This window comes from Pseudomonas cichorii (assembly GCF_019719005.1).
Classification (GTDB): domain Bacteria; phylum Pseudomonadota; class Gammaproteobacteria; order Pseudomonadales; family Pseudomonadaceae; genus Aquipseudomonas; species Aquipseudomonas cichorii_E.
Window position 1 is genome coordinate 23,470 of sequence record NZ_JAIGPJ010000038.1, and the last position, 13,736, is coordinate 37,205.

At 60.4% G+C, this 13,736-nt stretch carries 9 protein-coding genes; 2 read left to right on the plus strand and 7 right to left on the minus strand.

Annotation, left to right across the window (positions count from 1 at the left end):
* Positions 1 to 110: 110 nt before the first annotated feature.
* Positions 111 to 947: a sulfotransferase gene (locus tag K5D32_RS21720; protein WP_221577206.1), complete on the minus strand. Its 837-nt coding sequence runs from the start codon at positions 945 to 947 to the stop codon at positions 111 to 113.
* A gap of 412 nt (positions 948 to 1,359) precedes the next feature.
* On the opposite strand from K5D32_RS21720, the gene K5D32_RS21725 reads away from it, so the two are divergent.
* Together K5D32_RS21725 and K5D32_RS21730 are read left to right on the plus strand one after the other, a co-directional pair.
* Positions 1,360 to 1,953, plus strand: coding sequence for a phage tail protein (locus K5D32_RS21725; protein ID WP_221577207.1), 594 nt, complete (start codon positions 1,360 to 1,362; stop codon positions 1,951 to 1,953).
* A gap of 47 nt (positions 1,954 to 2,000) precedes the next feature.
* Positions 2,001 to 2,312 (plus strand): DUF6916 family protein, encoded by a 312-nt coding sequence (locus K5D32_RS21730; protein WP_221577208.1) that lies wholly within the window; start codon positions 2,001 to 2,003, stop codon positions 2,310 to 2,312.
* On the opposite strand, the gene K5D32_RS21735 is transcribed toward K5D32_RS21730, so the two are convergent.
* The 6 genes from K5D32_RS21735 to K5D32_RS21760 form a co-directional block, all read right to left on the minus strand.
* A complete protein-coding gene (locus K5D32_RS21735) occupies positions 2,313 to 2,810 on the minus strand; it encodes a GNAT family N-acetyltransferase (protein ID WP_221577209.1) in 498 nt (165 codons plus the stop codon).
* Between the two features lie 33 nt (positions 2,811 to 2,843).
* On the minus strand, positions 2,844 to 4,940 hold the full coding sequence (locus K5D32_RS21740) for a biotin/lipoyl-binding protein (protein ID WP_221601794.1): 2,097 nt from the start codon (positions 4,938 to 4,940) through the stop codon (positions 2,844 to 2,846).
* Positions 4,941 to 6,263: an efflux RND transporter periplasmic adaptor subunit gene (locus tag K5D32_RS21745; protein ID WP_221593571.1), complete on the minus strand. Its 1,323-nt coding sequence runs from the start codon at positions 6,261 to 6,263 to the stop codon at positions 4,941 to 4,943.
* A complete protein-coding gene (locus tag K5D32_RS21750; protein ID WP_221601796.1) occupies positions 6,260 to 7,045 on the minus strand; it encodes an efflux RND transporter periplasmic adaptor subunit in 786 nt (261 codons plus the stop codon). The genes K5D32_RS21745 and K5D32_RS21750 overlap by 4 nt, the downstream gene beginning before the upstream one ends.
* Positions 7,046 to 7,259: 214 nt before the next feature.
* Positions 7,260 to 7,730, minus strand: a complete 471-nt coding sequence (locus K5D32_RS21755) for a chemotaxis protein CheW (RefSeq protein WP_221577213.1) — start codon at positions 7,728 to 7,730, stop codon at positions 7,260 to 7,262.
* Positions 7,723 to 13,707 (minus strand): Hpt domain-containing protein, encoded by a 5,985-nt coding sequence (locus K5D32_RS21760; protein ID WP_221601799.1) that lies wholly within the window; start codon positions 13,705 to 13,707, stop codon positions 7,723 to 7,725. Before K5D32_RS21760 ends, K5D32_RS21755 begins: the two co-directional genes overlap by 8 nt.
* Positions 13,708 to 13,736: the final 29 nt, after the last annotated feature.

The window sequence follows — 13,736 nt, forward strand, 5'->3', positions numbered from 1 at the left end:
AGGATTTAGCATCCACAGATGCCCGCTGTACAGTCGGCGATTTTTTCTTATTCCACCACATGCTGCTCACCAGAGATCGAACGTTGTAACACTGATATGGAAAACCGCGATCAACTGACCGCGGCGTCTGATTTCATGCGGATGACGTTGGCAGCGCTTGCCGAACCGTCATTCCAGAACGACAACTTTGAATACTGCTCAAACAGGTCAGGCGGCAGGATCGTGTGCCTGCTTTCAAAGGCGACACGGGGTTTTACCTTGTGCAGACCGGAGACGCCCAAGGCATCGTCGAACTGCGGCGCGTCATAGGAAAGGTTGTTGAAATCGTGCTCGAACCAGGGCTCGCCGATGAATTCATACACCAGACGCATGACCCGATCCGGTGCCTGGGAAAGCAGGTCGTAATCAATCAACAGCAACGAGTCGGCATGCTCGCCGTAATAGGCTTCCTTGAGCGAAGCCCAGGCAAAACCTACCAGGCGATTGCGTTGCGCAAGGGTCTCGACCCGGCTGTAAACGGTGTTGCGCTCGGCATCATCGACAAACAGCTTGGTGTTCTCGAAGGGATTATTGCGATACACGCGCTCGATGCTGTCCATGACCCAGGCCACATTGCGCACACAGGCAATGACCTTGGATTTCGGGAACAGATCCTTCAGTGCCGGCAGACTCGACGTCCAGCCACGGCTCGTATCGAACACGATGGATTTATCGGTCTTGTCGGCGTAATAGGCATCGAAAATCCCGCGCAGCAGACGACGGCGGGCGCTGGTGTCGATGATCGAGGCGAATTCGCTGCCAGCACTGCACTGCCCAAGAACGCTGGAAAACAGCGAAGCGACCGGGCTACTCATACCAGCATGAAAGCGGGGGTTTTGCAGAAGGATGGCCGACAACAGGGTAGAACCCGAACGTGGCAGACCCGATATGAAGTGGAAGTCGTGCATCCCGTGCCTACCTGTTCCTGTCCGTCTGGAAACCGATGTCAGCCTAACGTAACAAAATGTACTCGAATAGTAGTACTTCGACATTAGTTCCCTGAACTTGAACCGATATTGTCAAAAAACACGCACACTCAGCCAAAAAAGCCTTGATTTCGGGGCTTTGCCGATTTTTAAATGACAGTTATCAGATGAACGGTCAGCAAGAAAAGCTGAAACCTCTGTCGTCCTGTTCCCGAAAGGATGGAGGAAAGAGCATCAGGGTCGGTACATCCCATCAAAATGTTTCAATCACGACATGCATGTGTAAAAGCAAAGCAGTTCATGAAACACCGACTACGCTCTCATCTTGCCACTACTACAGGCAGAAGCCTGGGTGGCTCACGCATTACCCATAACATATGAAGGATGAGGGTTTATGGAAGTTTTTATGGGCTCGATCATGACGTTCGGCTTCCCCTTTGCACCCAATGGCTGGGCGCAATGTAACGGCCAGACGCTGAACATTAGCCAGTACAACGCCTTGTACGCGTTGCTGGGCGTCATTTATGGAGGCAATGCATCACAGAACTTCATGCTGCCCAACCTTCAAGGCAGGGTGCCAGTCAACCAGGGAACCGGTCTCAACCTGACCAACCGAGTCATCGGCACTGCATCGGGCGTTGAAAAGGTCACTGTCGCCATCGCCAACATGCCGGCTCACGTACACCAGATGAGCACGCTGACCGCAACGACCACCATCAATCTGGGCGCCAAGCCGAGCGCCACCGGATCCATCGTGCCAACGGCCACCAACTGCTATGTCGGAGGCACAACAGCCGGCCCGACTTCCGCCAACATGTTTGCACCGGACCTGGGGACCGACGCGCCTATCGTGCAGAAAGGCGTCTCGACAGCCATCACCGGCACCATGCAGCCAGTCGGAGGCAGCCTGCCTCTCGACAGCATGAACCCTTTCCTGGTCGTGAACTTCAGCATTGCCCTGCAGGGTCTTTTCCCTACTCGCAACTGATACGCCCGAGCCCAGGGAAGGGCTCTTCCCCTTGCTGGAGTCGTTCCATGCTGCAAGACATCACTGTCGAACATTTCCGTCCACTGCTGGGCAGCACCTGCTCGCTGCAACTGGACGATGGCAGTCAGTTGCCGATTGCCATCTCTTCCATCGATGAAAAACCTCTGGCACGCCTGTCCGACAATCAGCGCCTGCCCTTTAGCATCAGCCTCAACTCACTGGAGCCCAGCGCCTTCGTCGATGGCCTGTGCGCCCTCGAACTGCCGGAACTGGGCAGACTGGAAGAAATCTTTGTTTCCCGAGTGCCGCCCATGGGACGCGATGCAAACCTGGCTTATTACTGCATCAGCTTCAACTGATCAGCCTGCCTTGGCCTGGCCCGGGTACCAGACCAGACGCTCCGCCGCTACATCCCGCTCTTCGACCTGAAACCCAAGCGCCAGATAATGCTGGCGCGCATGGGGGTTATTGGCCCAGACCACCGTCGCCACCGGGCAGCAGACTTTTTCGGCAGCTTGCTGCACACCTTGCAATACCGTGCGCCCGTAGCCCTTGCCCCGGGCTGCCGGAATGAACGCCAGATACAGCACACGGATTTCATTGGGGCCGAAGTCCACCACCAATGCGCCGATCAAGGTGCCAAGCTTTTCGATCACGTAATGCATCGCGTTGGGAAACTCGCCACCCATGCCGGTTTCCTGCACACGAAACTGCTGGGCAATGACCTCTTCCACCAGATCACGCTCGCCATCGATCAGTTGCAAATCGGGCCTGGCCGAATGGTAGAGCGACTGAATGAACGGGCTGTCCGTATCACGTGAAGGCCTGACTTCAAGCCCGTCTGCATTGTTCAACATCAGTGTCGTCCTCTTTCCCTGGAAACCACTTTTTCAGAAACCGCTTTCACGAACCCCCAGGGCCGCCAGCCTGCGCCAGGTTGCACCCAGTAGCGATTCACTTCGACCCTGCAACACCGCAACCCCGCGCAACGGCTGGGTGGGTGCTTCGATATCATCCAGCACTCTCAGGCGCACACCGTATTGCGCCTGCACCGGCTCCGCACGCTGGTTCTCGTCGCGACGCACGGCAATCGGCCCGTGGTGATCGGACGCCAGGGCTTCCTGATCCAAATAGGACACACCGTTGGCATCCACATCCAGCAACTCGACCTGTATCGACGAGCGCATCGGGTCATCAGCGATGAAACGGCCCTTGTCGCCCGGAGCGATACGCCATAAGGCATCTTCGGCCAGATACCCCCGAATCCGGGTGCCACCCTCGACGACACGGGCCAGAGGCGCCTGGGTCGAAACCCAGCGGCCCGGAGCCAGTTGCGGCATGAGGTCGCGAACCTGACCGGCCTTTGGAGCACGCACCAGCAAGCGCTCACGCTGGGCTGCCAGACCGCGATACTCCGCCACGGCGCTGGCCAGACGCTGCTCGATGATGCCCACATCCGCCACCGTCTCGCTGCGCCCTGCCTGACGACGGATCTGCAATTGCAGAATTTCGATTTCCCGACGCACGATGGCCTGGCGCGAATCGACGTCCGGCGACTCCAGTTCCACCAACACGGCGCCCTGCTCCACTGTCTGGCCGTCCTGCACGTTCACCTGCCTGACCCGTGCGGCAACCGGCGCATGCAGAGCCGTCACCCTGCCCGCTTCCAGCATGACCGGCAGCTCGACACTGCTATGCCAAGGCACCACCAGCAGCAACACCAGCGCCAGAAGCCCTGCGCCACTGAGCAACACACGCGGCGTATGGGCCTGCTCGCGATTCGCCCACCAGTGACGCGCTTCCTTGAAGATCGGCAGAAAGATGAACCAGCCCAGTTCCACCAACATCAGGAAGATCCCCAGCAACTTGAAAAACAGGTGATAGACCGCCAGCGCGATCCCGAAAAACAGCACCGCACGCCACAGCCAGGACAGATAACCCCACCACAACAGACGCCGCTGCATGGTTGGCGTCCAGGGTTCGGGCGCTGGCAGGCCGTAACCGAACAGGGCTTCGCGCAAGCGCCAGCGGCACAGGGCAAAGGCCCGGCCTTGAAGGTTATCCACTTCCCACAGGTCACTGATCAGAAAGTAACCATCGAAGCGCATGAACGGATTGAGATTGACCACCACCGTCGTCAGCCAGGTCGCACTGGCCAGCATGAACGCAGCCGTGCGTGCCGGCCCGTCGGGCAGCAACGACCAAGCCAGCAACGCGATGCAGGCCAGCAGCATTTCAGCCAGCACACCGCCTGCGCCGATCAGCAGACGAGCACGTCGGTCATTCACCCGCCAGGCATCGCTGACATCGGTGTAGAACAACGGCAGCAGCACCATGAACGCAACGCCCATGCTCTGCACGCGACACCCGGCCCGCTTGGCCATGAAGGCATGGCCAAACTCATGACAGAGCTTGGCGAAAAAAAGTGCCGAACCGAACGCCAGCGCACCGCCGAGGCTGAACAGATGCGGGAAGGTGCCGATGAAGCGCTGCCAGTCCCGCGCCACCAGAAATATCCCGAGCCCAAGCGTGGCAGGCAGGCCATAGCGCAGGATGCCGGGACCAAAGCGCCTCAACCAGGGCCAGGCGCGATTGAGAAATGCATCAGGACGCCACAGAGGAATGCGGAAAAACAGGTATTGATGCAGCAGCATCTGCCACAGCCCCTGACGCGAAGCCATGGCCTTATAGGCATAGCTGGCGCGCTGATCCGGGTCAGTGGAAGCGATCAGGTCATGACTGCGCAGAAAAATCAGCAGCTCTTCAACTTCGTTGTTGCCCAGCGGCAGACCGGGCTCACGGTTGGCGGCCTGCAACACCTGAGAAGGATCACCCAGCGACCAATGCCGCAACAGGCGGATAGCCTGGGCACCCAGCTTGAAATAACGGCCACGTATGGGATCGGCCAGCGTCCAGCGCGGCGACCCGTCGAGTGCCGGGGCCGCTGAAGTGAGTTGCAGATCCGCCCGCAGGCTGGGCAGCGCCATTTACAGGCCTACGCTCTGGCGCAGACCTGCCAGAGGCCGGCGCAACAGATACAACGCCAGGGGCGCTCGCTCGCCAAAAACCTTCGCGGTGCCGCGCAGACCGATACGCGGAGGCGGTGAATCCAGGAAAGTGGCGTCAAGGCGGTAGGCCAACTGGCCGCCAGGTGTCGGCTGAGCCTCATAGGCTGCACGTTCCAGGCGAGCGGAGTGACGATGCAAGGGATCGCTGTCCAGAAACAGAGCGATTTCCGCATCCGGCTCAAGAGCAATGGCATCACCCACTGCCAGTTCGATACGCAGCTCGGCCTGGGACGGATCGGCGATTTCCAGCAGGCGCTCACCGGTCTGGACCGGTTTGCCTGTCCAGCGCTGGGCATCGGCGAAAACCGCAATCCCGTCACGCTCGGCGCGGACTTCACTGCGCTTGAGCAATTCACGTGCGTAATCGCGCTCTGCACGCTTCTGCTCGACGCGAGCGGCCAGCAAATCGACCTTCGAGTTTGACTCGGCATCGGCAAACGCACGTTGCGAATTGGCTTTCAGCTCGGCTTCAGCAACACCCAGGGTGCGCTCGGCCACGTCGGCCTGAGCCTTGAGCGTGGTGTTTTCAAAACGCACCAGCAGGTCGCCGGTCTTCACGGGCTGGTTGGGTTTGATCAGAAATTCGGCAATCACGCCGTCCAGCGGCGCAGCCACCACACGACCGGCCAATGGCACGACTTCAGCGGGCGCCAGAACCGACTGGCGAACCGGGATCAGCAGACTCAGCAGCGCAAGAGCCACCAGCAGCACCTGACGCTTGCGACTCCAACGCAGACGCCAGTGCTTGCGCGGCTGCAAAGCCAGCCACGCATGGCTGTAGGTATCACCCAGTTGCGAGAGCAGAACCTGCTCGGGCGCAGCCCAGGGTTTGTCGCGGGCCAGCCACAGGCCGCCGAACACCTCGCCCTTGTGGTCCAGCAACGGCAGCCAGAACACATGAATGGCCGACAGGCTTTGCCAGTCTTCGCGTACCGAAGCGCTGAGCGACTCCATCGCCACAACACTGGCCGGCTTGGCCTTCTCCAGCTTGAACAACTGCGCAACCGCATGCTCGACGAACGCGACAAAAGGCGCATTGGGGTCAATCACGCTGACGCCGGTCACTGCCCGCACCTTGCCGGCAATCACCAGCGCGGCATGACGAAAGCCAAACAGTGGCTGGCCGTCATTCACCAGGCTGTAAGCCAGTTGATCGGTCGTGCGAGCGGCACGGGTCAGACGCTCAAGGTCGAGGAACTGGGCAAAGACCCGCTCCACCACGCCGGGCACAGAGGCGTTCACTTAAGCTCCGGGAAACGCGCGGTTCCGCTCATGCCCGCCAGCAGACCTTCGGACTTTGGCAGACCGGCCACCAGCAGCAAGGTCTGGCTGCCTTCATCGATTCGCGCACCGAAGCGCTTGATAGTGGCGGTCAGTGGCTTGCCGGTTTCGTCAGGCACAAAACTGAACGTCTGCCCGGCCTTGAGCTTGCCCATCCAGCGGGACGGCACCAGCAGGTGGATTTCCAGAGTACGGTTATCGACGATCTCCAGCAGCGGCGTGCCGGGGGAAACGCTTTCATAACGCTGGACCTTGCGCTCCACGACCTGCCCGTCATACGGCGCAATCACGCTGCAACGTTTGACCTGAACCTGAAAGACACTGGATTGCGCCTGGGTTTCGGCGACACGGGCTTCTGCACGTGCGACCTCGAAACGCCCTACCGAATTGAGCGAAGCCAGTTGCCGATTGTGAGCCAGCTCTTCACTGGCACCGCGACTGGCGGCCTGGGAGGCATTGAGCTGGGCCTGATAAGCCGAGCAGTCGAAACGCGCCAGCATATCGCCCTTGTTGAAAGTTTCACCTTCGCGCAGCGGCAGATCGACAATGCGTCCGGCCAGCTCACTGGCAAGCACCGCCTGATCCTGCGCCCGCAACACCCCTCGCGCCTCACTGGCAGAAGCAGGCTGGGCACCTGCAGATGCAGCGTTATCCAACAACGGATCAACCTCGGCCGGCGTTTGCGCCTGAGCGACACACACCACACCCATCAACCCGAAAAACAAACCGTGCAAAAACCGCATACCGGAGACTCCTTGTCGGATGAAGTCAGTCTACGGCAGCCGTGATAAGCGTCAAGCCAATAGCCAGTATCTTTGCCGGGGGGAATTTGATCGGCCAAACCTGTAGGAGCGAATTCATTCGCGAGAGGCCCTTACATCCGAAGAGAATCTATCGTCTTCAATGACGCCTCGCGGATAAGCGGAGCGCCGCCCGATCCGCTCCTACCAAATCGCCTCAAACCAGCCCCGCATCCACCACCCGCTGCTCAAGCGCCACGAGGTCGGGAATGCGGGCCACGCTGTCTCCGGCCTGGACGGCGGCCAGTTCCAGTTCGGCGAGGGGCACGTCCACGTAGCTCAACTGGCTGTCGACCTTGAATGAGCGAGGAATACCCTGGGTCAGCAAGGCGATGAAGCGGACTTCATTGCGCCCACCCAAGGCGTTGAGGACGACGATGCGCGCACGGCCTCCAACGCGAGGTCGACCGCCGCAGGCGGCTTCGAAGCTGATCAGGGGCAGTTTCAGGTCACGCCAGCTGATCGGCCCCAGATACCACTCGGGTGCGTCAGGTTCGGCGGTGCAGTCCTGGTAGTCGATCAGTTCCGCGACCGCGACATTGGGCAGCAGCAGGGAACGGTCGCTCAAGGGCAGGAGCAGCCCGGTCAGGGTGGTGAGGCGGCTGCTCTGGAAGGTTCTTTCAGGCATTGACCTGGCTCCAGTGGGCAATGCTCTGCAGCAGTACCGACTCTTGATAAGGCTTGCTCAGGTAGTCATTGACCCCGATGGCCATGGCCCGATCGCGGTGTTTCTGGCCGGAGCGGGAGGTGATCATGATGATGGGCAGGTCCTTGAGCTGTGGGTCGTGGCGAATCTGACTGGCGACCTCGAAGCCGTCCATGCGCGGCATTTCGATATCCAGCAACATCACATCCGGCGTGTGTTCCTGCAACAGGCTCATGGCGTCGATACCGTCCTTGGCGGTCAGCACATGCATGCCGTGGCGCTCCAGCAAACGGCTGGTGACTTTGCGTACCGTCACCGAATCATCCACCACCATGATCAGCAGAGGCCGGGTGTGTTCGATTTCGCTGAAGGCCGACGCGACCAGTCCTTGTGCCTGCTGCATCTGCGAGCGGCTTTGCAGGACACGGATCTGTGCCAGCAGATCGAGAATGAAAATCACCCGGCCATCGCCCAGGATGGTCGCGCCGGAAACCCCCTGAACCCTTGAGAATTGCGGCCCCAGGTTCTTGACCACGATTTCCCGGGAGCCTGCCAGCGCATCGACCTGCACCGCCAGCCATTGCTCTTGCAGATGCACCAGCAACACAGGCACAGACTGCAACTGACCGGCAAACCTGGGCTTGCCGCTATTAAGCAGTTCGCCCAGATAGCGCAGTTCATAACTGCGCCCGCCGTAGTGATAGCGCGGCGGGCTACTCTGGTAACAGGCTTCCAGATCGCTGGACATGACCTGCACGATGCCGTCGACGGTATTGAGCGGCACCGCATACTGCTCTTCGGCGCACTGCACCATCAGGGCACGGTTCACTGACACCGAGAAAGGCAGGCGAATCCGGAAGCGGGTGCCCTGCCCCGGCACCGAGTCGATGACAATCGAGCCACCCAGTTGCTTGACCTCGGCATGCACCACATCCATCCCGACACCACGCCCGGAAATCTGGGTGATGATTTCGGTCGTGGAAAACCCGGCCTGAAGAATGAAAGGCAAGACTTCGTCGTCGGAGAGCTGCGCATCTTCCTGAATCATGCCGCGCTTGATTGCCTTGCGGCGCACGGCAGCGATATCGACACCGGAACCGTCATCGCTCAACTCAATGACGATATCGCCGCCTTCATGCATCAGGTTCAGCTGGATATGGCCCTGCTCCGGCTTGCCGGCAGCGAGCCGTCTTTCGGTACTTTCCAGACCATGATCCACCGCATTGCGCAGCATGTGTTCCAGCGGCGCAACCATGCGTTCGAGGATCGTGCGATCCATTTCGCCGTCGGCATTACCCACGTCGAAACTGACTTTCTTGTGCAGTTGCGCAGCAACCTGACGCACCACCCGACGCAAGCGTGGCACAAGCCGCTCGAAGGGCACCATGCGGGTCCGCATCAGGCCTTCCTGCAATTGTGTGTTGACCTTAGCCTGCTGCTGCAAGAGGTTTTTTGCATCCCGTGCGCGACTGCCCAGGGTTTCCTTGAGGTCCATCAGGTCCGAGGCCGACTCGAACAAGGCTCGCGACAATTGCTGAAGCTGCGAATGCCGATCCATTTCCAGCGGATCGAACTCTTCATAACCCAGGCGCTCGGCCTGTACCTGATCGCGGCTGAGAATGCGGCCCTGGGTTTCCATATCCAGACGGCGCAACTGGTCGCGCATACGCTCGATGGTGGTTTCCATCTCCACCAGCGTGATTTGCGTATCGATGATCTGCTGTTCGATACGCCCACGGAAAATCGAAGTTTCACCTGCCAGATTGACCAGTGTCTCCAATTGTTCGGCGCCGACCTTGACCATTTCCGGGCCACTGCGCTCGGCTTCCGGCTCGGTATTGGCCGGCGTCGTAGTCAAAGACGCGGGCTCGGGCACCTCGACAATCGGCGTTTGAACCACAGGTTCAAGGCTGGCCAGTTTCCGAACGTTCTCGATCAACAAGGCAGCGCTGGGCAAAGGCTTGTCCGCACGTACCGCATCGAGCATGTCGACCAGCAGGTCATGGCCGCTTTGCAGCAGGCTGATCATCAGCGGGCCCGGCTGCATATCGCCACGTGAAAGCCCTTCGTAAAGGGATTCAAGTTCGTGGGCCAGATCGCCAATGGGGGCAATTTCGACCATGCGCGCCCCACCCTTGAGGGTGTGCAGGTCACGCAGCAGGTTTTCCACTTCCAGCAGGTTCTGCGGATCGGCCTGCCAGCGCGCCAGGGCAGCGCCCGAGCTTTCGCTGAGGTCGTAGCCTTCTTCGAGGAAGATTTCCAGCAGTTCCGGGTCGCGCTCCGGGGCATCCTCAGCCTGGGGCTCTGCCGGTTCGCACACCTGCTCGGCCTCGCTGTCTGCGGGAACGAAAGTGCCCTGACGAAAACTGCCGATGGCTTCGATCAGTGGCGCAGGGTCAGTGAGCCGGTGATGGTCCTGCAGTTGCTCCAGCATGCGCGCCAGATGGTTGTGGCTGGCACGCAACAGACCGGCCAGTTCCGGTGAATAGCTGTAGCGCCGGTCGATCAGGCCTTCGTAAAGAACTTCCAGCTCATGACCCAACGCCGCCACCGGCACGATATCGGCCATCCGCGCACCGCCCTTGAGGGTGTGCAGATCGCGCTGCAAGGAAGGCAACGGCAATGGGCTTTCGGGATCTTCCAGCCAGCGCTGAAGTGAATGCCCGGCGCTTTCGAGGATATCGACGGCTTCTTCGAGAAAGATTTCGACGATCTCGTCGTCAAAATCTGCCACCTCGGCACCTGACGCTTCACCGGCCAGTTGTGCGGTGGCTGCATCGAATTCCGTAATGCTCGGCGCTTGCACACCGTCACTCTTGATCAGCCCCATGGCGGACGGGTCCAGCGCCTCGTCGAGCAGTTCGTGCAAGGCTCGAATGCATTCGGGACGCGGGTCGACATTCTGACCGGCCGCCACCTGATCGAGCATGTTGATCAAGGCTTCATGGGCATTTTCGGCTTCGCTGAAAAAGCGCTCACTGACCGCAAGACTGCTTTCTTCCACGGCGCCATAAAGGTCCAGCAAGGCCTCGCACAGCTCATCGACCTGAGGCAGATCAGCCAGATGAGCGCCATGGCCAAGAGTGGTCAACTCGTCGAGCAATGCGCTCAGTTCCTGTCGCTCGCCAGGGTGCTCGCGCCAGCGCTGCAACAGGCTCTCGGCATCCAGAACAATGTCCATGCCTTCGGCCAGGAAGGTGGCGATCAGCTTGGGGTTGTGATTGATGCGCAAGCCGCTGTCCGACTCACGCAGCGCACTGGTCAGCCGCTCGTTGAGCAACGTATGAGCCGCCTCGATCAATCTGGCAGCCCCCGGAATCTCGGCCAGCGGCTTGCTCTCCAGTTGCTCAAGGCCCTTGCGCAGCAACGGCTCGGCATTGCCCAGCAGCTTGAGCTCAGGCGCGCCGATGGCGATCAGGTTGGCCTTGTATTCGCGCACCAGTTGATCCAGCGGGCTCGCCAGTTCGGCAATCGGCAAAACGCCGGCCATGTGCGCACTGCCCTTGAGGGTATGCAGCGAGCGCAGCAAGGCATCGGTAATGGAGGGCGAAGCACTTTGCGCGGCCTGATCGAGAAAGCGATTGAGCGCCCCAAGATGCCCATAGGCTTCCTGACGGAAAATCTCCAGCAATTGCGGGTCGAGCGTTTCTGCGCCCTGGCGGGGCGTCGTGATGTACTGAGGGGGCTCAAGACCGTTGGCCAACGCATGGGCGCGGGCGGCCAGGGTATCCACATCGTTGCGCTGGCACTGCGCATCACTGGCAAAGTCGTCGATCACCGAAGGCAGCAAGGCAAGCACTTCAGTCAGCAATTGCTGCACTTCCAGGCCCGCAAGGACATCGCCTTCAAGGACCCGGTTAAGCAGGTTTTCAACCGACCAGGCCAGTTCACTCAAGACCAGAGCGCGAACCATGCGTCCGCTGCCCTTGAGGGTATGGAACGCACGGCGCACTTCGGTCAATGCGCTGCTATCGCCATTGCCGGGAGTGCCAAGCGATGCAAACCAGCGCGGCAGGTATTCACGCAACGCATCCAGCACTTCCTCGGTTTCTTCAAGGAAGACTTCGCGCAACTCTTCGTCCACGGCCTCCTCGCCCTCGGGCGGAGGCAGCAGGCTGGCGGGGATATGGCGAGCGGGCGGGTTGACGGCAGACACCGGGCTGGCCAGGACTTGAGCGATGGTTTGCGTCGGGCTGACCAGCACTTGCCGATCATCCAGCTCCAGCAATTCGTCCTGAGTGATGACTTCGTCCAGCAGCGGCACATCCAGCGTGTCCGGTGCTGGCGAGTAACCCAGCCGGGCGAGGCTTTGCTGGGCCAGGTCCAGAATCTGGTTACCCGGCGCCTCATGATCCTCGCCCATGCGCTCCAGGTAATACTCGACTCCGGTCAGGGTATCGGCCAGGCAATCGAGCTGGGTCCACGAAGGACGGTTTTCGTCTACCAGCAATTGTTCGACGATGTATTCGTTGCAGGCGGCCAGCAGGCTCGCCGCCCTGGCCAGAGGGATCATCGCCAGCGCGCCACGCACCTGGATCAGCAAGGCACACAGCGGCTCAAGCCGCTGGCGATCCCACTCGCCATCGATGTAATCAAGCACCACATCCTTGGCCTGCTGCAGGACAATCCGCGCTTCGCGGATCACCAGTTGGTGAATCTGCATCAGGTCAGTGGTGGGCAGGCGGCTGTCTTCCTGGTTGGTCTGCTCGGTAGGACCGATCATCCCGGCCAGTGTCGACTCGACGTACAGCAAGGCACCGGCCACATCCATCAGCGCGGCATCATTGGGTTCACGCTGCCCCTGAGCGAGCCCCTGAACCACCGCCAGTTGATCGATGATGACTTTGCGCGGCTGACCAAACCCCAACACCGCCAAGGTATCGGCAATCTGGCGCAATGGCGGCAGCAGCGGATTGAGCTCGCTGACGTGCTGGCGGTCACCGCGCACGAACACATCAAGCCGCTCCTTGACCCGCACCAGCCCTTCGCACAGCGCAACGATCACCGAACGCATGGCGTCGCGATCCGGCCCGGCCATGCGGGCGCGCTCTTCATTGACCACGTCATTGCCGGGCAAGGCTTCCGCCAGGGCGTACTGATCCTTGAGGTCCTGCATCTTCGGCGCCTGACTGTCGGACTTGGCGATGTAGAACAGCAGGCTTTTCAGCAATTCTTCAGGCGCTGGCTGGTTGATGCCGTCGATACCCTGCTCCAGCAGGCGCTTGAGTTCCTTGTCTGCGTCTTTGAGCAGGCTGCGCAACGCCGGGCTGTTGGTGAAGTTGCCATTGAGCATGGTTTCGACCAGCGCCGAAGCGATTCGCCACAGCGGCCCAAGCGGCGCGTCTTCACACAAAAGCTCCAGGCGTGCGAACACCTTGGCCATGAAACCCAATTGAGCCTTTACATCCTGCTCACGCATCAGGCCCACCAGAGCCGCTTGCAGGGTATGGCGCAACTTGCGCAGCAGCTCGGGCAATTCCGCTGTATTGCGCTGGGCCAGTGTCTGGGCATCGAGCGGCGGGACGACGACCAGTTGCGGGGCAAACAGGCTGGTTTCAGAGAGCAGGCTTTCACCACGGGCGCTGCGCAAGTCGTTGAGCAGCGGCAAGACCACCAGCGGCAGGTCACGCCGGGCGGAATGAACCCGCTCCAGATAGACCGGCAACTGGGCCATGGCCTGATCCAGCAACTGCATGGACTCGGCCTGCTGACTGACCCGATGCTGTTGCAGGGCCAGAACCAGTTGTTCGATCTCCTCGGCGAGCAGGGCCGCGCCATAGAACTCGATCATTTGCAGGCTGCCGTGAACCTGATGCACAAGGTTCAGGCATTCATCCAGGTCAGCCGTGTTCGCTGGCTCGCTGGCGAATGCGTCCAGCGCCTGACGGGCCTGCCTGAGTGTTTCGGCTATCTCGCCCTTGAGCCATTCCAGAGCGACATAATCGCGGCGGTCAGCCATGAGTCCTGCCTCTTACCCGATCAAGACTG